Genomic DNA, 21,670 nt, shown 5'->3' on the forward strand with positions numbered 1-21,670 from the left:
GTGTGGATCAGGGCGCAACTGAGGGCCAGTTTCTGTTTCATCCCGCCCGAGAGCTGCCCGGCGCGACGGGTGCGGAACGGCCCCAGGCGGCTGAACCCCAGAAGCTGCTCGTGCCGGGCCTCGCGCTCCGGCCCGAAAAACTGGAACAGGTCGCCGTAGAAACGCATGTTCTCCTCGACCGTGAGGTCCTGGTAGAGGGAGAAACGCTGAGGCATGTAGCCGATCATTTTCTTGATCGCCTCGCGCCCGGCCACCACGTCCTGGCCGCCCACTTTTGCCGTGCCGCTGTCTGCCAGCATCAGGCCGACCAGGATACGGATCAGGGTGGTCTTGCCCGCCCCATCCGGCCCGACCAGCCCGAACAGCTCGCCGCGCGGCACGCTGAGGCTCAGGCCCTCGACCGCCCGCACCGTCCCGAACGCCTTGCCCAGGCCCTCGATCTCGATATCGTATTCCATCCCACCCGCCTCACTCGAAGAATACATCCGCCGGCATCCCGATCTTGAGCACACCATCCGGGTTGGGCACACTCAACTTGACCGCGTAGACCAGCTCGGCGCGCGCCTCGGGGGTCTGCACGCTCTTGGGGGTGAACTCGGCCTCGGGCGAAATCCAGACCACGGTGCCAGCGAACTCGCGCCCTGGGGCGCCGTCCGCGTGCAGTTTCAGCTCCTGGCCCAGCTTCACCTGTCCCAGGTAGGGAGTGGGAAGGTAGACCCGAATCTCGAGGCGGCTCAGGTCGGCCAGGCGCAGGATACGCTGGCCGGTGGTGAGGACCTCGCCCGGTTCCACGTAGCGCTCGGTCACCTCGCCGTCGATGGGGCTCACCACCCGGCTGTCTTCGATCTGACGGTCGAGCAGGCGCAGGCGCGCCTCCAGCTCGTCACGGTTGATCCGGGGACGGTCCAGTTCCTTGAGCGCAACATCGAGCTGGCTGCGGTCGAGTTTCACCCGCGTGCGGATGTCATCCAGTTGCTGCTGGGTTGCGGTCTTGCTCTTCACCAGGGCCTCGAACCGCTCCTGGCTCTTTGTGTCGTTGGCCAGGCTGATCCGGGCAGCCGCAATTTTCTCGCGGGTCAGGCGCTCATCCAGCTCCGCGGCCTTGAACTGCACCGTGGTCAGCTCGCGCTCCAGTTGCAGCTTCTCGCAGTCGATCTGCGCCAGCAGCTCATCCTTGGCCACAGTATCGCCCTCGCGCTTGTTCAGCTCGATCAGGCGTCCGGTGAGGAGGTTCCCCACCTCCACCTCCACCGCCTCGAACGTCCCCGAGGCGGAGAACCCCCTCTCCTTTTCGTGGCAGGCGCCGAGCAGGGCCAGCCCCAGCAGGGCCAGGCCGGAAAGAGCAGTCTTCCAGGTCGTCATTTTCTATCTCCCCTGATTGTCATCGGTCGTGTGGCTTACTCCCGGGCCGCTCGCCGGGTGCAGTTCCACCTCGGGCCAGCGCGAGCGTATCTGCTTGAAAAGGTCGCCGCTGACATAGGCCAGCCGCCAGCGGGCCAGCTCCAGCTCGATCCGGGCGTGCACCTGGTTCAGTCGGCTCACGGTGAGCTGGTTCTCGGAATCCAGATACTCGGTGTTGGTGGCCAGCCCTTGCTCGAAACGGGCGCCCAGGAGACGGAAATGCTCGGTTGCCGATTCCAGAGCCTTGCCGGTCAGGTCCAGCCTGTCGGCGGCCTCGCGCTCCTGCAGCCGTGAGCGCTCCAGCTCCAGGGCGATCCGCCCGGCCAGGTCGCTGCCCTCGGCCAGAAGGGCCTGTTTCTGCGACTCGTTCTGCGCCAGACGGTAGTCCTTGCGGCGCCAGTCCCAGAACTCCCAGCCCACCGTCACCCCGGCCCGCGCGTACTGGATGAACTCGTTACGAAACTGGTCCGCTCCCGGCTGGGCCGCGGTGCCGTTGGCAAAAACCGACAGCGTGGGCTTATCCTCCGCGGCGATGGCCGCCGAGCGTGAATCGAGCGCCGCAGCCCGCACGCCATAAAGAGCCAGGTCCGGCCGCGCGGCCAGCGCGCTCTCCAGGGCGTAGCTGTCCGCCTGGGGGGCGGGCACTCCCTCGGCAGTGTCGGCGAAAGCCTGCGTATCGTCCATGGCCAGGCCCAGGCTGCGCAGAAGCTCGGCCCGGGCGGTCTGCACCCGGTAGCCGGTGCTGTTGACACGCATCTGGGCCTCATCCAGGCGCACCTGGCCGTTCAGGACCTCGTCCCAGGTAAGGCGTCCTGTGTCGTAGATGGCCTGAAGGTCTCTCAGATGCGCCTGGGCCGTGGCAAGCGACGCCTCGGCCACCTGCCGCTCGCTGAGCGCCCCCTGCAGGGCCAGGAACGCCGCTCCGGCGCTGTAGGCCAGGTCCTGCCGCAGCGAGCCCAGGCTGCAACCGGCGGCCTCCAGTTGACGGCGGTCGGCCTCCAGGGCCGCGCGGCGGCGTCCCCAGTCGTACAGAAGGTAGTCCGCCTGCACGGCCAACGACAGGTCATCGTGGTCGCCGATCCGGATGTTGCGGCCCGGGAAATTCACCTCCGGCACGTAGCTGCCCACTGAATAGTTGCCAGAAAAATGAAGCTGCGGACGGAACGCCGTGCCGCTCTCATCCACCGCCCGGGCGGCCTGCTCCACCCGCCAGGCCCCGGAGGCGGCCAGCGGGTGGCCCTTGACCGCCCGCTCCACGCAGTCCCAGAACCCCAGCGCCGTCTCAGCCCGCACCGCGGCGGGCACAGCGGCCAGCGCGCACAGGACAGCGATAAACCCCGATCTCACCCCACGCACAGGCGCCTCCTTATTTCTGCAGAATACCGTTCAGGTACAAATCAATGATATGCCGGGGCCGCTCCGCGGCGAAACGCTCTGAGTCCGCATCGCTGCGGCTCAGGATCGTGTCCGCCACCGGGCGCAGGAAATAATACCCGGCTGCCATCCCGATCAGCGAGGCCAGGGCGTGCATCGGGTCGACCTCCCGCAGGTGGCCTTTCCGCTGCCCCTCCGCGATCAGCTCGGGCCAGAAACGCTGGATCGGGAAATCGTACTCCGCCATCAGCTCGCGCATCACTTTCCGGAGCGTCTCCGCCCCGGAGGCCAACTCACGCAACAGGGTGCGCATGACATGCGGGTCGCTGTACAGGTCGCAGTAGAACTCCACCATGGAACGCACCTTGTCCTCCGCCTCTCCGTCCCGGGAGATAATCCCGATCAGACGGCCGATTTTCTGGCGTATGATCTTGCGGAACACCTGCTCGTAAAGCTCCTGCTTGCTGCTGAAATAGTAGTAGATCATGGCCTTGTTGGCCCCGGAGCGCTCGGCGATACGCTGCATGCGGGCGCCCTCCGGCCCGTGCTCCACGAACTCCTGCACCGCCGCGGCCAGGATTCGGTCCCGCGTGGCGGCCTCATCCTCGGGTCGTACCGGCCCTACTTCCGGATTGTCATCCATGCCCGCCCTCTTTCATTGACTTACCGTTTAGTTTAACTAACCAGTTGGTTAATATTAATAAACACTCCCGCGTCTGTCAAGGCCGCGCAAATATTTTTTTGGTACACTCCTTGCACCCTTTGTCCGGCACAAAACGCAGTCATCGCCAAACCCACAGAACACGGGGCTTGCTCGAATGCTTGAGCGGAAAAAACATTCAACCCATCTCAGCCGTGCGGCACTTTTAGCCCTGGCCGCCGCTGTTCTGCTGGGCCTGGCCTGCAACAGCGGCGACCGCACAGCCAGCCCACTCGCCCCCACGGACGGCGGCGATGTCACGGATGGCGGCGGCAGCGAGTCAACCGCCCCGGCCGAGGTGGAACTCGACCTGCGCCTGACCGTTAGCGACTCCGCCCGGAGCGGTGGCACAGCTCTGGCCGTGGCCAACGATGGCACGTTCTCGGACAGTACGCACCTGTACATAGATGTCCAGATCACCAACCTCGGCCCGGAGGTGGTCTATGTCTCCACTGATTTCCGCCATATAAACCTCCACACCCGGCTCAGCTTCGTGGATGTGCCCTGGCTGCACTTTTTCGACCGCGGGCGGCTGGAGATCGTGATAGGCCAGACCGAGACCGGTTACCAGGCCTCGGAGAAACTGGATTTCAAGTTCCTGGCCGACACCACGCTCAGTTTCGAGATGCCGGTCACGCGAGTCGACACGTTCAAGGTGGCGGACAACGTGGCGGTCTGGGGCACGGTGTTGGCCAAGGACCGTTTTGTCCGGGCCGACAGCGTCAAGGCTTTCACCGGCTCCACACTGCCCGCGGGGTTTGTCAAACCCGACCTGGTCGGATACGTGCGCAGCGCCGATCTGGCCGCCTCGCGCCTGTATGTCTCTGCCGCCACGGTGGTGATCGACCCCCTGCGCACCAAGGTCTACGACACGGACGGCAGACAGACCGGAATCGAGATGCTCAACGACGGCCGCAACCGTCTGACTGTCACCGCCCTGGCCTGGGGCTACGATCTCGGCGGCGGGATGATTGCCAACGGCTGGGAGTTCCGAAACTACGAAATGTATGTCGCCCGCCCCCTCAACCCCTGAGCACCACCCCAAATCAATTCGGTACGCCGCAATCCCTTGACAGTTCAATATTTTTTTAATACAATAAGGCAACTTTTTTCAGGCCTGCCAAGAATCGCCATAACAATTGCGATTTCAATTAATTATGAATTACAAGCCATCAAAAGGTGGAGATTCTTCATCACACCCGAAAGATGCCGGAGGGATGGTATGAAAGAATTCTATGAGGATGAAGAGAACATGGAAGACGATTTCGAGGAAGAATTCGAGGACGAGGATCTGGAAGAAGACGACCTTTTCGATGAGGACATGGAGTACGACGAGGACGAAGAAGACCTGGACGACGAGTTTTACGACGAGGACGAGGACGAGATAGACGATTACGATTGAGCCGGTCGTTCCGGAACGTCGCGTATCCTGTTCCGAGCGGCTTTGCACGTCAGGCCGCCGATGTGTCGGCTATCCGTTTTCTCTTGACAAGACTAATACTTAAGCCTAATATACACCGGTGTTTCGGCGGGCAACCCGTTCTTTTTGGCCGAAACCCGGATTTCAGGTTCCGGCCGCGGGAGGCTCAAGGTTCGTGCCCGCGGCCCACTCTCTGCCCCGGAAACAGACCGGAGCGGACCACCGCGGCCCGGCTGATTCGTAGCGCGCCTGGCTGTAGAGCGGAGAGGACAGACAGCCTCCGCAATCTATGGTCAAGCCTGTGTGGTCACCGTATTTGCGAGAATTGTTATCGGCGATCTGAATCCGCTGGCCGTTTAATTACGACAGCGGTTTTTTATTTATCCCAAACCAAGGACCGAAAAGTATCATGCAGGATTTCCAGTACAGTGGCGGCCGTCTCTGTTGTGAGGAAGTGCCCCTGGAGAGTCTGGCCGGACAGGTGGGCACCCCCTATTATGTCTACAGCGAGCGGGCGCTGACCCGCGCGTTCACCGAGCTGGACCGGGCTTTCTCCGGGATCGACCACCTGGTCTGTTTCTCGGTCAAGAGCAACGCCAACCTGGCCGTGGTCAAGCACCTGGGCAGCCTGGGCGCGGGCTCGGACATAGTCTCGGGCGGCGAGCTTTACCGCTCGCTGCGCGCCGGTATCCCCGGAGAGCGGATCGTGTTCAGCGGCGTGGGCAAATCGGACGCCGAGATACGCTACGCACTGGAAAGCGGCATCCTCTGTTTCAACGTGGAGAGCGTGCCCGAGCTGGAGGCGATCGACCGCGTAGCCGCCGGGATGAATCTCACCGCCCCGGTCTCGCTGCGGATCAACCCGGACGTGGAAAGTCACACCCACGAGTACACCGCCACTGGCAAGAAAGAGAAAAAGTTCGGCGTGCCGTTGGAGAGCTCTTTCGAGTTGTACCGCGAGGTGGCCCACTTCCATCATCTGCGGCCTTTCGGCCTGGACATGCACATCGGCTCGCAGATCGTGACCTATGACCCCTTCGTCGAGGCGCTGACCAAGCTGATCGAGCTGTACCGCCGTCTGGGTGAAAGCGGAGTCAAGCTCCAGTCCATCGATATCGGCGGCGGGCTGGGCATCCGCTACAAGGATGAGGAGCCGATGTGCCCCCTGGTGTTCGCCCGGGCGATCCTGCCGTTGGTCAAGCCCCTGGGCTGCCGCCTGATCCTGGAGCCGGGGCGCTACATCAGCGGCAACGCCGGAGCGCTTGTCACCCGGGTGGTGTTCTACAAGCAGACCGCAGTCAAGAATTTCGCCATCGTGGACGCCGGGATGAACGACCTGATCCGCCCCAGCCTCTACGGCTCGTACCACGAGATACTGCCGGTGGCCGAGGCGAATGGCGCGGCCAAGGTGAAAATGGATGTGGTCGGCCCGATCTGCGAAAGCGGCGATTTCCTGGCCCATGACCGCGAGCTGGCCCCTGTGCGCCGCGGCGACCTTCTGGCCGTGCTCTCGGCCGGGGCCTACGGGTTCGTGATGAGCAGCAACTACAACAGCCGTCCCCGCGTGGCCGAGGTGCTGGTCTCGGGCGGCTCGCACCGCGTGGTCCGCCGGGCCGAGACCTTCGAGGACCTGGTGCGCGGCGAGGAGATGTAAGGCGATGATCGAGTTCACCAAGTGCCACGGCGCGGGCAATGACTATCTCTTTATCGACTGCCTGGAGAGCGCCCCTCCGGCCGACCCGGCCGGACTGTCGGTGCGCATGAGCGAGCGTCATTTCGGCGCGGGCGCGGACGGGATCGTGCTGATCCTTCCCCCGCAAGGGACAGATGCCCACTGCCGGATGCGCATATTCAACGCCGATGGGAGCGAGGCCGAGATGTGCGGCAACGCGATCCGTTGCGTGGCCAAGCTGGTCCACGAGCGAGGGCGGATCGCCGCCGACCCGCTCAAGGTGGAGACCGGGGCCGGGCTGCTGACTGTCAAGCTCAACCTGGGCGGTGACGGGGCGGTCGAGAGCGTGCGGGTGGACATGGGCAAGCCCCGTTTCAAGCCCGCCGAAGTGGGAGTTAACCTTCCCGGCGAGCGGGTGATCGAGCATGTCCTGAAAGTCGAGGACCGCGAGTTCAGCATCAACTGTGTCTCCATGGGCAACCCGCACGCGGTGATCTTTCTGGATGAGCCGGTGGAGCAGTTCCCGCTGGAGCGCTACGGAAAAGTGATCGAGAATCTGCCCCTGTTCCCGCGCCGCACCAATGTTGAGTTCGTCAACGTGCGCGGGGCGAACGTTCTGCGCCAGCGCACCTGGGAGCGCGGCTCGGGCGAAACCCTGGCCTGCGGCACGGGGGCCTCGGCTGTGGCCGTGGCCTCGATTGTCACCGGGCGCTGCAAGCCGGGCGCGGTGACGATCGACCTCAACGGCGGCCGTCTGTTGCTGGAGTGGCGAGAGGGACAACACGTTTTCAAGACCGGCCCGGCCGTGACAGTGTATACCGGAATCTGGCCGGAGTGAAAGCGGCTTGAAGCGCTCTCGCAGCTGACACCGCAATGCCGTTGCAGTTGTCTTTGGGGGACGCGCATGTCTGAGCCTGCACCATTGGCAGCGTGAAGTTGCGCGTGAAACGGCCTGGTCCCTCGGCTCTCCGGGGGCTGGCGGCGATTGCGCGGCAGCGCCGCCCACCGGCCATGGAGCGGAATGGAAGCTCCGGGCACACGAAAGATTGAAAAAGAGGCTCGGTTCGGACGAGTTCGCGTCCCCCGCTGGCTTTGCTTCTTTCGCCTAAACGAAAGAAGATAAAAATGTTAAAACTTGCTTTCTGAAAATAGAGTTGACATTCGGTACTCAGGTTGACCACAGGAGCTTTGGATGTCCGAGAATTTCATGCAGGAGCTGTTCGCCGAGCGGATCGGCGGGGTGAATTTCGGCAAGTCCAACCAAATCTACAAGTTCGAAAAGATAAAGCGTGCCAAGCGCGCCGCGATGCAGGAGCACCCGGAGGTGGAGCTGATCGACCTGGGCGTGGGCGAGCCGGATGACATGGCCCCGGCGCTCATCGTGAACACGTTGATCGAGGAGGCCCGCAAGCCGGGCAACCGCGGCTACACTGACAACGGCATCGCCGAGTTCCGTCAGGCGGCCGCGCGCTACATGGAGCGCGTGTTCGGCGTGCCGGGCCTCGACCCCGAGACCCAGATCAACCACTCCATCGGCAGCAAGAGCGCCCTGGCCCTGTTGCCCAGCGCCCTGGTCAACCCCGGCGACACGGTCCTGATGACCGTGCCCGGCTACCCGGTGTTCGGCACGCACAGCGCCTGGTATGGCGCCAACGTGGTGAATCTGCCCCTGAGGGAGGAAAACGGCTTCCGGCCCGACCTGAACGGTCTTGCGCCGGAAGTGTTGAAAAAAGCCAAGGTGCTGGTGATCAACTACCCGAACAACCCCACCGGCCGCAACGCGGATGAGGCATTCTACGCCCAGGTGGTGGAGTTCGCGCACAAGCACCGGATCGCCGTGGTGCAGGATGCCGCCTACGCGGCCCTGGTCTACGGGCGCAAGCCGCTGTCGTTCCTGTCCGTTCCCGGCGCGTTGGAGGTGGGGATCGAGCTGCACTCCCTGTCCAAGAGCTTCAACATGACCGGCTGGCGGATCGGGTTTGTCGCCGGCAACGCGGGCCTGGTCAAGGCGTTCGCCGAGGTCAAGGACCACTCGGACAGCGGCCAGTTCGCCGCGATCCAGAAAGCCGCCGCAGTGGGCCTCGACCACCCCGAGATCACGGAGCAGATCTGCGCCAAGTACGAGCGCAAGCTGCGCCTTCTGTGCGAGGTGTTCGGCTCGTTCGGGTTCAGCCCGCGCCTGCCCGAGGGGACTTTCTACCTCTACATGAAAGCCCCGCGCGGCATCCAGGGCGGACCGGAGTTCGACAGCGCCGAGGCCTGCTCGCAGTACCTGATCCGCCAGCACCTGATCTCCAGCGTGCCCGAGGACGCGGTCGGCCCGTACCTGCGGCTGAGCGCCACTTTCGTGGCCCCCGGCGAGGAGCGGGAGAAACAGATCGCCGAGGAGATCAAAAAGCGCCTGGGCGGCCTGAAATTCCAGTTCTGATCGATACGATAAAAGACTGCGGCGCATTGCCGCGCACAAGATATCATCACTCCCTCATCTCAGGAGGACCCCATGTTCGAGGGATCGACTGTAGCCCTGGTGACCCCCTACCGTAACGGCAAGGTGGACGAGAAGGCCCTGGGCGAGCTGGTGGAATTCCATATCTCCAAGGGTACGGATGCGCTTCTGCCCTGCGGCTGCACGGGCGAGGCGGCCACCCTGACCCACGCCGAGCAGACCCACGCGGTCCGGATCGTGGTCGAGGCGACCCGCGGCCGTGTGCCGGTGATGGCCGGTTCGGGCAGCAACTCCACCGCCGAGGCCGTGGAGCTGACCCGCGAGGTCAAGAAAGCCGGCGCGGATGCCGCCCTGCTGATCAGTCCCTACTACAACAAGCCCACGCAGGAGGGCATCTACCAGCATTACAAAGCCGTGGCCGAGCAGGTGGACATCCCCATTGTGCTGTACAACGTGCCCTCGCGCACCGGCAAAAGCATCGAGCCCGAGACCGTGGCGCGCCTGAGCGCGATCAGGAACATCGTGGCGATCAAGGAGGCCTCGGGCAGCGTGGACCAGTCGAGCCAGATCGCCCTGCTCTGCGATATCACGATCCTGTCGGGGGATGATTCGCTCACCCTGCCCCTGATGTCGATCGGGGCCAAGGGTATCGTGTCGGTGGCGGCCAACGTGCTGCCCGACCGGGTGGCCGCCCTGTGCAAGGCCTGGCTGAGCGGCAAGCCCGAGGAAGCCAGGAAAATCCATTTCGAGCTGATGCCGATGTTCAAGGCCCTGTTCATCGAGACTAACCCGATCCCGGTCAAGACAGTCCTGGCCGAGATGGGACTGATCGCCGAGGAGTTCCGCCTTCCGCTCTGCCCGATCTCCGAGGCCGCCCGTCCCAAGCTGCTCAAGGTGGCGCGCGACTACAAGCTGATCTGACAAGGCCTCTGGAACAAGACGGCCTTCAACCGGTATCGAACAAGAGTGGAAGGGACTGTGCAATGCTGAAGATTTGTCTGGTGGGCGCGGCCGGGCGCATGGGGCGGCGGATCACCGCGGCCGTGGCCGCAAGCGGTGACACCCGCCTTGTAGCCGCGATCGAGGCCCCGGGAAACCCCTCCGCAGGTCAGGATATCGGCGCGCTGTCCGAGGGCGCTCCCCTGGGTGTGGCGGTGAGCGCAGACTTGACCGCCGGAGTGCGCGCGGCGGATGTGGTGATCGATTTCTCCCTGCCCGTGTCGCTGGAAAAGACCGTGGCCGCCTGCCGCGAGGCCGGTAAGCCCCTGGTCACCGGGATCACCGGCCTCAAGCCTGCGGAGGTGGATTGGCTGCGCCAGGCTTCAACCGTGATCCCGCTGGTCTACGCACCCAACATGAGCGTGGGCGTGAACGTGATGTTCAAGGTGGCGGCCGAGGTGGCGAAATTGCTGGGCGACAGCTTCGATGTGGAGATCGTGGAAACGCACCACCGCTTCAAGAAAGACGCTCCCAGCGGCACGGCCAAACGTCTGGCCGAGGTGATCGCCGAGGCCCTGGGCCGCGATCTTGGCAAGGTGGGCTGCTACGGCCGTGAGGGTATCACCGGCGAGCGCCCGGGTGACCAGATCGCCATCCACGCCGTGCGCTCAGGCGACGTGGTCGGCGAGCACACGGTGGTGTTCGGCGCTCTGGGTGAAAGGTTCGAGATCACCCACAAGGCGCACAGCCGCGACATGTTCGCCCGCGGCGCGGTGCTGGCCGCGCGGTTCGTGTCCGCGGCGGCCCCCGGCCTCTACGACATGCAGGATGTCCTCGGGCTCAAGGCTTGAGCCACGGGGTTGCAGTGAGGCAGTATTCGTGAAAATCACAGCGGACAGAGGTTCAACAGGAGGCGCTATGTCCTTGTCCAAATGCGTGCAGCGAATCGAGGAATCCATCACGTTGGCGATCACGGCCAAGGCCTCGGCCATGAAAGCCGAGGGCCACGATGTGGTCGGGCTTTCGGCCGGCGAGCCGGATTTCGACACCCCGGAGAATATCAAGCAGGCCGCGATCAAGGCGATCAACGCCGGCATGACCAAATACACTCCCAGTTCGGGCACCCCGGCCCTGCGCAAGGCCATTGTCGAGAAGTTCAAGAAAGACAACGGCCTGGAGTACAAGCCGGCCGAGGTGATGGTCAACTGCGGGGCCAAGCACAGCGTGTTCCTGGCCGTGATGGCCCTGGTCGACCCGGGCGATGAGGTGCTGATCCCCACGCCCTACTGGGTGAGCTACCCCGAGATGGTCAAGTGCGCGGGCGGCGCCCCGGTGGTGATCGAGACCAGCGCCGCCGAGGAGTTGAAGCTCACCCCGGCCAAGCTGGCCAAAGCGATCACCCCGAAGACCAAGGCGCTGATACTCAACAGCCCGTCCAACCCCAGCGGCATGGTCTACACCCGCGCCGAGCTTCAGGCCCTGGTGCCGGTGCTCAAGGCCCATCCGCAGGTCTGGGTGATCAGCGACGAGATCTATGAGAAACTTCTTTACGACGGGGCCGAGCACGTATCAATCGCCAGCCTGGACGCCGACATCTTCAAGCGCACGATCACGATCAACGGCGTGTCCAAGAGCTACAGCATGACCGGCTGGCGTATCGGCTACGCCGCGGGTCCGCTGACGATAATCAAAGGTATGGGGAACCTTCAGAGCCAGGAGACCTCTAACCCCACCTCCATCTCGCAGGCCGCCACCCTGGAGGCCCTGACCGGCCCCCAGGACAGCGTGGCCAAGATGGTGGTGGCGTTCGACGAGCGCCGCAAGTACATGGTCGGCCGCCTGAACGCCATTCCGGGTGTCAAGTGCTCCACCCCCAAGGGCGCCTTTTACGTGTTCCCGGATTTCTCCTCCTACTATGGGAAGAAATTCAACGGGAAAGTGATCTCCGGCAGCGTGGAGCTGTGCAATTTCCTGCTCGAGGAAATGAAAGTGGCGGCCGTGCCGGGCGGCGGTTTCGGTGCGGATAAGCATTTGCGGTTCAGCTATGCCTGCTCCATGGAGACGATCAAGAAAGCGCTGGACCGGATCGAGGAAGGCCTGAAGAAGCTGAGCTGAAGAGAATGAACAGGCTCTATCCCTGGTAGGTAACTGTAGGGGCGGGTTTTAAACCCGCCCCTACGTTTTTTAAGAGAGCGTATTGCTGTAGGGGCAGGCCCCCGTGCCTGCCCTGTTCTTGCGGGCGGCCACAGGGGGCCGCCCCTACATGCTATGGCTTTCTTGAGTTTATTCGTAAGGGCAATTCATGAATGCGCCTGCACTGCATTGACGCGGGCATTAAAAAAGGGGCGGCCATCTCTGGCCGCCCCTTCTGATTTCCCACTGTGTAACGGAGCCTATTTCTTCTTCGGAGCGTTGACTATCGTGAACTCGTTGGTCCGGGTGATGGTCTTGCCCGAAACGGCATCCGTGACCAGGATGGTCAGGTTGTAAGTCCCGGCCGGCGAGTCGCTGATGTCGATGGAGACATACTCGGCCTCGACTATGCTCTCCGGGTCGCCCTCTTTGTCGAAGGTCAGGGTGATCTTGCCCTTGTCCTCTTTCTTGCCCACCATCCCGCCGAAAGAGGCCACGATCTTGGAGGCGATGTTGCGGTCCAGCTTGTCGGCCTCGATCGTGAAATCAACCTTGTAGTGCTTCTTGCCGTCTGTGCCCTTGGTCAGGTTGTAGATTTCGTAGTAGACAAAGGCCGGCTGGTTGCCCAGGAACGAGCGCGACGGCAGGGGCATCACATCCAGCCGCCCGCGGGTGAACTTGCCCGGACGGGCGCCCTCGTGCTGGTTGACACTGGAGGCCATCACCACCTGGCTCACGTTGAAATCATCCGGCTTGTAGTGGGTCACCTCCAGCTCGCCCTTGTAGATGCCCAGGTGGTTGGAGCCCAGGTCGCGCACGCTGACCGAGTAGTGGTACTGGCCCGGAGGCAGGTTCAGGGTCTGCTTGTCCACCAGCAGAAGGCCCTTGTTGTTGCGGTCCGGCTCCTGCTTGAGCTGGTAGCTGCGCTGGTTGTAGACCCGCTTGACCTCGTTCCACTCCTGGTCGAACACCGCGAACGTGCTCTCGTAGTTGACCCGCACGCCCAGGATATCGCGCTTGAAATCCAGGGCCGCGATGGGCAGGCCGTAGAAAATGTTCACGTTGCTGTTGGCGTTCATCGCCATGAAATCGGCTGTGTAGTAATAGTAATCCAGCGGCTGGGCGCCCATGTCCGGCTTGTAGGTCTCGGTGTTTTCACCCACGGTCAGGGCGGGCATCACCAGCTTGTTCTCCTCCATTGCGTAATTCGTTTCCAGTTCACGCATCACGTACTCGGGGTCGTTGAAATCGGCCCGCTCCGTGGCCATCTGGAAATACAGCGGGGCGATTTCGGCCCGGTTGAGCAGCAGCTCGCGGAAATTGGAATTCAGCCCGGCCGCGCTCACCAGGCTGCTCTGGTCCGGGTTGTCCGGGTTGGGCTTGGTGGTGTAGTCCTCGGCGTAGGAGGAGCCGACCACGGCATCCGCCAGCCGCGGCACGATCAGGAACGAGCCGGTGCGCTTGACGAAATGGAAGATGAAATCCTCGGGCTTGCGGCGGTAGAGCCAGCTCTCGCTGTCGCGTATGCCGAAGTTGCCGTACAGGACCGCTTTCTGGTCCGGCTCGCCGTGCTTTATATAGATACGGCCGCGGTCATCGTAGCCCTTGGTCTGGCGGATGTAAAAATTCTGCTTGGAATAGTTCAGGCGGCGATAGTGCTCCACCAGACGCTCATTGTACTCGGTGGTGGGCGACGGGTCGCGGCTCTTCCAGAACTTGCGCAGGAAAGCCTTTTTCTGGTCCACTGTCCGGCAGTGCTCGTACTCGCTCTTCTCTTTGTCCAGAATGATGTCGATGTTGTCGCGGTAGATTTCGCGCGCCGATATTTCGTTCAGGTCATCCATGGCCTGGAAATAGTAGACGCTGGCGATGCGGTTGTCCCCCAGCACGAAAAAAGCCCGGGCCATCAGCAGCTTCATCAGCGAGGTCAGGTTCTCGGGGCCCTCGCTCGAAAGGTCGGCCAGGATCGACTCGGCCATCTCGCGGTTGTAGATATCGAAAAAGCCCAGCCCCAGGGTGTAGATCGACTCACTCTGATCCGGGCTGGCCTCCAGCAGGCGCTGGAACAGGTCCATCGCGCGGCGGCTCTGGCCGGTCTGGATGAACAGCTTGCCCAGGTGCTCGCTGGCATCGTGTTCCTTGTGTTTCACGGTAACGATGTTCTCGAGCAGGTTGATGGCTGTGTTAAACTTCTGCGGGTCGTTCTCTTTGAGGATGTCATCCGTGGGTTCCCAGTTGGCCGAGATGTAGGCGCTCTCGTTCACCGGACATTTGTCCCAGGAGCCGAAAGGCTGATGGTAGCCTGCCTGCGCCGCCTTGACGAAATATTCACCGGCCACCGGACGGTTGTCGCGCTTGGGATCCTCACCCAACAGCGCCAGGCCCACCAGGAAATTGGCCGGACCGTTCTGAGGCTCCTTGGCCAGAATTCCCTCGGCCAACGACCGGGCTCCTGCAAAATTCCCGCTCAGAATCATCCGGTTCGCCTGGTCGATCTTAGACTGCACATCGGCGCCGACGCCAGTGGCGGCGGTCTGCGCGTAAAGCGGAGCAGTCAGCGCGGCGAGGGAAAGTATCAGGAACAACCGAAGGTGTCGAACCATCTGGAACTCCTTGTCGCCAAAAAATGATGTGGACCTTTGGCTTTCCAGCCGTGCCGGCAGGAGGGGCCGGACGCTGATCGGAAGGTAGTTTAAGAATTATCAGTGACGCTGCAAAAGTCAATAATTAAGTCAAAACCGACCGTGCATTGCGCCACGGTTGAAAGTAATTACAACCGGGCGGCGGATATGTTTCAGATTTTTCTGTCTGGGAACTGCAAATCTAATGGTCCTATTTAAAATACACCTCAAACCGTCGCTGGTTCATCCCGATACGACACCGGATCGCACGTCCGGACCTATCCTGAAGTCTCCCTGTTTTTACTTGATATGCCCGGTCTTGTTTTATATATTGTTTATTCTAAATTAATTGCGCTGTCAGCGCCGGGCGCACCCGGGACTCGGGCGGCTGCCTCCGCGCCGGCACTGGAGTCCGGCCCCGCCGCGACTATCGTTCTTGTACATCTACCCGCCACGGCAAAATGTTCAAAGAATACGACAAGGAATTCAGTTTCCCCGCTCTGGAACAGAAAGTAATCGAGTTTTGGGAGCAAAACGACATTTTCCGCAAGAGCATTGAGCAGAACCGCGACGGTGAGCGGTTCGTCTTCTACGAGGGCCCTCCCACGGCCAACGGCCGTCCTGGCATCCACCACGTGATCAGCCGCACGATCAAGGACCTCGTCTGCCGCTACCACACCATGTTAGGCTACCGCGTACCGCGCAAGGCGGGCTGGGACACCCACGGCCTGCCGGTGGAGATCGAGGTCGAGAAGATGCTCGGTATAAGCGGCAAGCAGCAGATCGAGCTGTACGGAGTCGAGAAATTCAACACCCTCTGCCGCGAGAGCGTGTTCAAATATGTCAAGGACTGGGAGCGCCTGACCCAGCGCATGGGCTACTGGCTGGACTACCGGAACCCCTATGTCACCTACGACAACAACTATGTTGAGACGGTCTGGTGGATCCTCAAGCAGTTCTGGGAGAAAGACCTTCTGTTCAAGGGGCACAAGATCCTCCCCTACTGCCCCCGTTGCGGAACCGGGCTTTCGAGCCACGAGGTCTCGCTGGGGTACAAGGAGGTCGAGGACCCCAGCGTGTACGTGCGCATGAAAGTCAAGGGCGAGGACAACACGTATTTCCTGGTCTGGACCACCACGCCCTGGACCCTGATCTCCAACGTGGCCCTGGCCGTGGGCGCCGAGCACACCTATTGCAAGGTGCGCCACTGCGATGAGATTCTGATCATGGCCGAGGCCCTGGTGGCCAGGCTGCTGGGACCGGAAGCCGAGGTGCTCGAAACATTCCGCGGCGCCACGATCGAAGGCCGTCAGTACGAGCGCCTGTTCGATTTTGTCGCCGTGCCCGAGGACAAGAAAGCTTTCTATGTCACCCTGGGCGACTTCGTGAGCCTGGAGGACGGGACCGGGATCGTGCACATGGCCCCGGCGTTCGGCGCGGATGATTACGAGCTGAGCCGCCGCTACGGCCTGCCGCTGTTGCAGCCGGTGGACGGCGAGGGCAAGTTCACCGCCGAGGTCACCCCCTGGGCCGGCCAGTTCGTCAAGGCCGCGGACAAGGACATCATCCGGGTGCTGACCGAGCGGGGCAGCCTGTTCAAGGCCGAGGGCTACAAGCACAACTACCCGTTCTGCTGGCGCTGCAAGACCCCGCTCCTCTACTACGCGCGCCAGAGCTGGTACATCAACACCAGCCGTTTCCGCGAGGAGTTGCTGGCCAATAACTCCTCGGTGGACTGGTATCCGCCCGAGGTGGGACGCGGACGGTTCGCCGAGTGGCTGGCCAACAATGTCGACTGGGCCCTGAGCCGTGACCGCTACTGGGGCACCCCGTTGCCGATCTGGGTCTGCGACGGTTGCGGCCACAACCACGCCGTGGGTAGCATCGAGGAACTGCGGCGCCTGGGTAAGGATGTCCCGGCCGATATCGACCTGCACAAGCCCTATGTGGACCGGGTGGAGCTTACCTGCGACAAGTGCGGCGGCGCGATGCACCGCGCGCCCGAGGTGATCGACTGCTGGTTCGACTCGGGCAGCATGCCCTACGCCCAGCTCCACTACCCGTTCGAGAACGAGGCCGAGTTCGAAAAGAACTTCCCCTGCGATTTCATTTGCGAGGCCATCGACCAGACCCGCGGCTGGTTCTACAGCCTGCTGGCCATCGGCACCCTGCTCAAGGGCAAGGCGCCCTACCGCCGGGTGCTGGTCAATGACCTGATCCTGGACAAGAACGGCCAGAAAATGAGCAAGTCGGTGGGCAACGTGGTCAATCCCTGGACCGTGTTCGACTCCACCGGGGCCGACTCGCTGCGCTGGTACCTGCTCAACGTGAGCCAGCCCTGGCTGCCCAAGCGTTTCGATGAGTCCGGGGTGCAGGAAGTGCTGAGAAAGTTCTTCGACACTCTGAAGAACGTTTACTCCTTCTTCGCCCTCTACGCCAATATCGACAAATGGTCGCCCGAGGGCCGCAAACCCGCCGGAACGGGCCGGGATGAGCTGGACCGCTGGATAGTGAGCCGCCTCAACTCCACGGTGCGCGATGTCCGCGCCGATCTTGATTCCTACGAGCTGACCCGCGCCACGCGCCGTATCCAGAGCTTCGTGATCGAGGAGCTGAGCAACTGGTACGTGCGCCGCAACCGCCGCCGTTTCTGGCAGTCCGGCGACAGCGCCGATAAGCTGCACGCGTTCTCCACCCTCTGGACCGTCCTGGAAACCGTGGCCCGTCTGATCGCCCCGTTCACCCCGTTCCTGGCCGAGGAACTGTACCGCAACCTGGCCGCGAGCCAGAGCGCCTCCTGCCCGGAGAGCGTGCACCTGACACGCTACCCGGTGGCCGATCCGAGCCTGATCGACGAGGCCCTGGAGCGCAAGATGCAGGACGCGATCAACCTGGTCACCCTGGGACGCGCCGCGCGCAACCGGACCAAGATCAAGGTGCGCCAGCCGCTTTCGGCCATGCTGGTCTCGCTGCCGCACGCCCTGGACCAGGGCGAGCTGGCCTCGATCACCCCGGTGATCAGTGAAGAAATTAACGTGAAGCGTATCGAGCCCATCGCGGACGCCTACGACTACGTCACCCTGAGCGTGAAGCCCAATTTCAAGCTGGCCGGGCCCAAGTTCGGCCCGCGGGTCAAAGCCCTGGGCCAGGCCCTGGCCGCGCTGAGCCAGGAGGACATCCGGCTCTTCCGCGAGAAAGGGGCTGTGGAGCTCGCGGACCAGGACGGTGCGCTGAGCGTGGCTCTGGAGGACGTGGAGCTGAGAAGCGAGGACCGCGAGGGTTACGTGGTGGAGCTGTACGACGGTTACGGGGTGGTGCTGGCCACGGCCCTGGACAACGGCCTGATCGAGGAGGGCTACGCCCGCGAGCTGGTCAACAAGATCCAGAACATGCGCAAGAGCAGTGATTTCGAGGTGGTGGATCGGATCGAGGTGGGTATTGTCACATCGGCCCCGGTGACTGCAGCCCTGGACTCGTTCGCCGACTATATCCGGCGCGAGACCCTCTGCCGCCGTCTGGAGCCCTGTCTGCTGGACACCTGGGAAGCCCGCCAGCAGTGGGACATCAACGGAGAACCGGCGGAAATAACCATCCGGCGGTGCAATGGGGAGACCGCTCCCCCGGCTTAATCAACAGCAAGAGGTCGCCATGAACGAAGACGACAAGAAATTCTACGAGAAACGTCTGCTCGAAGAACGCCAGAAAATCCTTAACGAAATGGGGCATTTCGACAAGGACCATCGCTCCAACATCAAGGAATCTTCGGGCGATCTGTCCGCCTACAGTTTTCACATGGCCGATCAGGCCTCCGACGCCGACGCCCAGGAAAAAGCTTTCCAGCGCGCCAGCAAGGGCGGCCGCCTTCTGTACCATATCGACGAGGCCCTGCGCCGCCTGTACGCGGACAAGGATTACGGCCTCTGCCACAGCTGCGGCAAGCCCATCCAGCGCAAGCGCCTGGAGGCGGTGCCGCATGCCCGTCTGTGCATAGACTGCAAATCGAAGGAAGAAAATGGCATCTGAGGCCACTCCCTCCGCACCGGCCGGTTTGGGCCTGCGTCTGCGTCTGCTGCTCACTGTCTGCCCGGCGGTCTACATTCTGGACCAGGTCTCCAAGCTGGCCGTGCGTCGTCTGATGGAGCCCTACGGCTCCACGGTGGAAATCATCCCCCAGATAGCCCGGCTGCGGTTCATCTTCAACCAGGGCATCGCGTTCGGCCTGAGCCTGGGCGTGTCGCGCTGGGTACTGGTTGCGATCACCGCCGCGGTGGCGCTGTTCATTCTCTGGTATATCCTCGGCTCCAGCTACTCCGACCGTCCCGGCCTGTTCGCCCTCTGCCTGATCGCGGGCGGCGCCCTGGGCAACCTTCATGACCGCCTGTTCAACGGCCGCGTGGTCGATTTCATCGAGATCGGCTGGCGTGATCTGACCTGGCCGGTTTTCAACGTGGCCGATATCGCCCTGACCGTAGGTGCGATCCTGCTGGCTTTGCGCCTGCTCCGTGAGGGCGCCCACGAAAAATGCTCCGGCCGGGACACCCAGCCGGACTGAACCCGCCGGAAAATCACATGTCAGAAATTCAAAGATACGAAGCGCTCCAGGGCGACGGCGGCTGCCGGCTGGATGTGGTGCTGGCCCGGGCGTTGGGCCTGTCGCGCACCCGGGTGAGCGAGTTGTGCCGCTCCGGTCAGGTGAGCCTGGAGGGCGGCCGCGTGGTCAAGCCCTCCTGGCCTGTCACGGCCGGCGAGGTGTTCAGCCTGCCCTGCCAGGAGCCCGTGCTTCTGGGCCAGGTGGCCGAGGCCGAGGATATCCCCCTGAATGTCGTGTACGAGGACGAGCACCTGCTGGTGATCGACAAGCCCGCTGGCATGGTGGTGCACCCGGCCCCGGGCCACCGCAGCGGCACCCTGGTCAACGCTCTGGTCTGGCGGCTCAACCGCAGCCTCGACCCGCGCCTCGGCAGCCAGCGCCCCGGCATCGTGCACCGCCTGGACAAGGACACCAGCGGCCTGCTGGTGGTGGCCCGCACTTTCGAGGCCCTGGAATCGCTGAGTGAGCAGATACGCACCCGCCGCATGTCCCGTCTGTACATGTGCGTGAGCTGGGGCCGCTGGCCCGAGCGCGAGGGCACCCTGGAGGGCGCTCTGGCCCGCAGCCGCGCGGACCGCAAGAAAATCACGGTCACCCGTCGCGGCGGACTGGCGGCGGTTACGCATTACCGTGTGCTGGAGACCTACGACGGCCTGGCCGAGCTGGTCCGGGTGCGCCTGGAGACAGGACGCACCCACCAGATACGCGTGCATTTCGCCCACAGCGGCCACCCGGTGCTGGGCGACCAGGAGTACGGCGGCCGGAACTCGGCCCTGACCGGGTTCGCCGGTGAGAGACGCAATTTCATGCGCGCCCTGCTCGCGGTCATCGAGCGCCAGGCGCTGCACGCCTATCGCCTGGAGTTCGCCCATCCGGCGGATGGCCGGGCGATGGAGTTCGAAAGCCCCCTGCCCGAGCAAATGCAGACCCTGATCGCCATGCTGCGTGAAACGGCCAACCCCGGAGGCGGCGCCTGATGCCCAAGCTCCTGCGTGAATACGAAACCGGCGAGGCTGTGGACAGCATTGCCATGCTCACCAGCCTGTCGGTCAAAGAGACCCGCCAGCAGAAACCTTTCCTGCAGATGGAGTTCGGCGACTCCAGCGGCCGGGTGGCCGGGGTTATGTGGGAGGGGTTCACCGAGGAAATGACCCGCATCGCACCCGGCACCGTGCTGCGTGTGCAGGGACGGATGGACGCCTACAACGACCGTCCGCAGATAGCGGTTCGCATGCTGGGCCGCCCGGCGCCGGGCACCTGGGACCTGAGCCGCCTTCTGCCCTCCACGGAGCGGGATGTGAACGAGATGCTCGGGGAGCTGGACACGATTGTCCGCGGAATTCACAACCCGGAGCTGCGCCGTTTATTGGAGACGATGTTCAACGACCCCGAGCTGCGCAAAGCCTACTCCACCGCGCCGGCGGCCAAACGCTGGCACCAGCCCTGGCTGGGGGGCCTTCTGGAGCACACCCTCAACGTGCACCGTCACGCGGTGAATGCCGCCGTCCTCTACCCGGAGGCGGACCCCGACATCGTAAGCGCGGGCGTGCTTCTGCACGACATCGGCAAGATCGTGGAATACGAGGTGGAGAATTTCTTCGAGACCTCCACCCGCGGCCGCCTTCTGGGCCACCTGGTGATCGGAGTGGAGATGCTGGACAGTTGGCTGCAGAAAGTGGGCGGGGTGCCGGAGCAGACCGGCTGGCTGCTCAAGCACATCATCCTGAGCCACCACGGGCAGCTCGAATACGGCAGCCCGGTGCTGCCCCAGACCCTGGAGGCGTTGCTTGTGCATTTCGCGGATGACCTGGACGCCAAGATGAGCGGCGTGCTGCGGGTCTGGCGTCGCGGCCAGGAGGAGCCGGGCGACTGGACCGAGCCGATCCGCCTGCTCGACCGGCGGTTCTTCAAGGCCGGGTCCGCGCCGGGCGAGCAGGAAAACGACAAGCCGGAGACGCCGCCCGCACCCGCGCCGCACCGGCACCGTAAAGCCTCCTCCGACCCCGGTGGCGGCGGCGAGCAGCAGTCCTTTCTGCCCTGATTGAAAGGACTTTTCCGGCAGAGCCGGAAACAGCGGAAAGACAAGAAAAAAATCTTGCTTTCCGTTGTGTTGCTTTGTAGTTTCAAAGATTATGTAACTCAGTGGTTTAAGAGGGCCTCCAGGCGAGAGCCGGCCGGCTGGAAAAGCCTGCCCGTGGAACGTGAAACCGCCGTCCAGATCGCGGGATGCCCAAACCGAAAAGCCTATTTTCCGGGGGGTGCCGTCCGCTCCGTTCAGTCGATTGCGCTGCAGTGACGGGGTGAGAGCGGCTCCAGGGCCCGGATATACAATTTTCGCTGTCAGTGGCTGACACGACACGGAGACTTACGCAA

At 63.1% G+C, this 21,670-nt stretch carries 18 protein-coding genes; 13 read left to right on the top strand and 5 right to left on the bottom strand.

The annotated features are described in order from the left end of the window. The 4 genes from LLH00_10815 to LLH00_10830 form a co-directional block, all read right to left on the bottom strand. The coding region (locus LLH00_10815) for an ABC transporter ATP-binding protein (GenBank protein MCE5271760.1) at window positions 1-485 on the bottom strand (485 nt) is incomplete at its 3' end. Next, on the bottom strand, window positions 469-1,362 hold the full coding sequence (locus tag LLH00_10820; GenBank protein MCE5271761.1) for an efflux RND transporter periplasmic adaptor subunit: 894 nt from the start codon (window positions 1,360-1,362) through the stop codon (window positions 469-471). The genes LLH00_10820 and LLH00_10815, both read right to left, overlap by 17 nt. A 3-nt stretch (window positions 1,363-1,365) precedes the next feature. Continuing rightward, a complete protein-coding gene (locus tag LLH00_10825; GenBank protein ID MCE5271762.1) occupies window positions 1,366-2,757 on the bottom strand; it encodes a TolC family protein in 1,392 nt (463 codons plus the stop codon). Between the two features lie 10 nt (window positions 2,758-2,767). Continuing rightward, window positions 2,768-3,418, bottom strand: a complete 651-nt coding sequence (locus LLH00_10830; GenBank protein MCE5271763.1) for a TetR/AcrR family transcriptional regulator — start codon at window positions 3,416-3,418, stop codon at window positions 2,768-2,770. A gap of 175 nt (window positions 3,419-3,593) precedes the next feature. On the opposite strand from LLH00_10830, the gene LLH00_10835 reads away from it, so the two are divergent. The 8 genes from LLH00_10835 to LLH00_10870 all read left to right on the top strand — a co-directional run bounded on the left by LLH00_10835 (window position 3,594) and on the right by LLH00_10870 (window position 12,067). Further along, complete coding sequence (locus tag LLH00_10835; protein ID MCE5271764.1) at window positions 3,594-4,508, top strand: hypothetical protein; 915 nt, start codon at window positions 3,594-3,596, stop codon at window positions 4,506-4,508. Window positions 4,509-4,697: 189 nt separating this feature from the next. Beyond that, window positions 4,698-4,877 carry a hypothetical protein gene (locus LLH00_10840; GenBank protein ID MCE5271765.1) on the top strand — a complete coding sequence of 60 codons (180 nt, stop codon included), beginning with the start codon at window positions 4,698-4,700 and terminating at the stop codon, window positions 4,875-4,877. Between the two features lie 427 nt (window positions 4,878-5,304). After that, window positions 5,305-6,549 carry a diaminopimelate decarboxylase gene (lysA, locus tag LLH00_10845; GenBank protein ID MCE5271766.1) on the top strand — a complete coding sequence of 415 codons (1,245 nt, stop codon included), beginning with the start codon at window positions 5,305-5,307 and terminating at the stop codon, window positions 6,547-6,549. A 7-nt stretch (window positions 6,550-6,556) separates the two neighbouring features. Next, window positions 6,557-7,405: a diaminopimelate epimerase gene (gene dapF / locus LLH00_10850; GenBank protein ID MCE5271767.1), complete on the top strand. Its 849-nt coding sequence runs from the start codon at window positions 6,557-6,559 to the stop codon at window positions 7,403-7,405. 354 nt (window positions 7,406-7,759) lie between these two features. Further along, window positions 7,760-8,995 (top strand): LL-diaminopimelate aminotransferase, encoded by a 1,236-nt coding sequence (locus LLH00_10855; protein MCE5271768.1) that lies wholly within the window; start codon window positions 7,760-7,762, stop codon window positions 8,993-8,995. A gap of 72 nt (window positions 8,996-9,067) precedes the next feature. Further along, window positions 9,068-9,934, top strand: coding sequence for a 4-hydroxy-tetrahydrodipicolinate synthase (gene dapA, locus LLH00_10860; protein MCE5271769.1), 867 nt, complete (start codon window positions 9,068-9,070; stop codon window positions 9,932-9,934). Window positions 9,935-9,996: 62 nt separating this feature from the next. Further along, window positions 9,997-10,803 carry a 4-hydroxy-tetrahydrodipicolinate reductase gene (gene dapB, locus LLH00_10865; GenBank protein ID MCE5271770.1) on the top strand — a complete coding sequence of 269 codons (807 nt, stop codon included), beginning with the start codon at window positions 9,997-9,999 and terminating at the stop codon, window positions 10,801-10,803. A 67-nt stretch (window positions 10,804-10,870) separates the two neighbouring features. Further along, window positions 10,871-12,067, top strand: a complete 1,197-nt coding sequence (locus tag LLH00_10870) for a pyridoxal phosphate-dependent aminotransferase (protein ID MCE5271771.1) — start codon at window positions 10,871-10,873, stop codon at window positions 12,065-12,067. 278 nt (window positions 12,068-12,345) lie between these two features. On the opposite strand, the gene LLH00_10875 is transcribed toward LLH00_10870, so the two are convergent. Then, window positions 12,346-14,526 (bottom strand): GWxTD domain-containing protein, encoded by a 2,181-nt coding sequence (locus LLH00_10875; protein MCE5271772.1) that lies wholly within the window; start codon window positions 14,524-14,526, stop codon window positions 12,346-12,348. A 641-nt stretch (window positions 14,527-15,167) separates the two neighbouring features. On the opposite strand from LLH00_10875, the gene ileS reads away from it, so the two are divergent. From ileS to LLH00_10900, 5 genes are read left to right on the top strand one after another with little or no spacing between them, the layout of a single operon-like run. After that, window positions 15,168-18,335 (top strand): isoleucine--tRNA ligase, encoded by a 3,168-nt coding sequence (gene ileS, locus LLH00_10880; GenBank protein ID MCE5271773.1) that lies wholly within the window; start codon window positions 15,168-15,170, stop codon window positions 18,333-18,335. A 19-nt stretch (window positions 18,336-18,354) separates the two neighbouring features. Beyond that, the gene (locus LLH00_10885; protein MCE5271774.1) at window positions 18,355-18,729 is read left to right on the top strand and encodes a TraR/DksA C4-type zinc finger protein; all 375 of its coding nucleotides are present in this window, start codon (window positions 18,355-18,357) and stop codon (window positions 18,727-18,729) included. Continuing rightward, entirely contained in the window at window positions 18,719-19,258 is a 540-nt protein-coding gene (lspA, locus tag LLH00_10890; protein ID MCE5271775.1) for a signal peptidase II, read from the top strand. Before LLH00_10885 ends, lspA begins: the two co-directional genes overlap by 11 nt. 17 nt (window positions 19,259-19,275) lie before the next feature. Further along, a complete protein-coding gene (locus LLH00_10895) occupies window positions 19,276-20,274 on the top strand; it encodes an RluA family pseudouridine synthase (GenBank protein MCE5271776.1) in 999 nt (332 codons plus the stop codon). Continuing rightward, complete coding sequence (locus LLH00_10900; protein ID MCE5271777.1) at window positions 20,274-21,338, top strand: HD domain-containing protein; 1,065 nt, start codon at window positions 20,274-20,276, stop codon at window positions 21,336-21,338. Before LLH00_10895 ends, LLH00_10900 begins: the two co-directional genes overlap by 1 nt. The last annotated feature ends 332 nt before the right edge of the window (window positions 21,339-21,670 follow it).

This window comes from bacterium (genome assembly GCA_021372515.1).
Lineage (GTDB): Bacteria > Gemmatimonadota > Glassbacteria > GWA2-58-10 > GWA2-58-10 > JAJFUG01.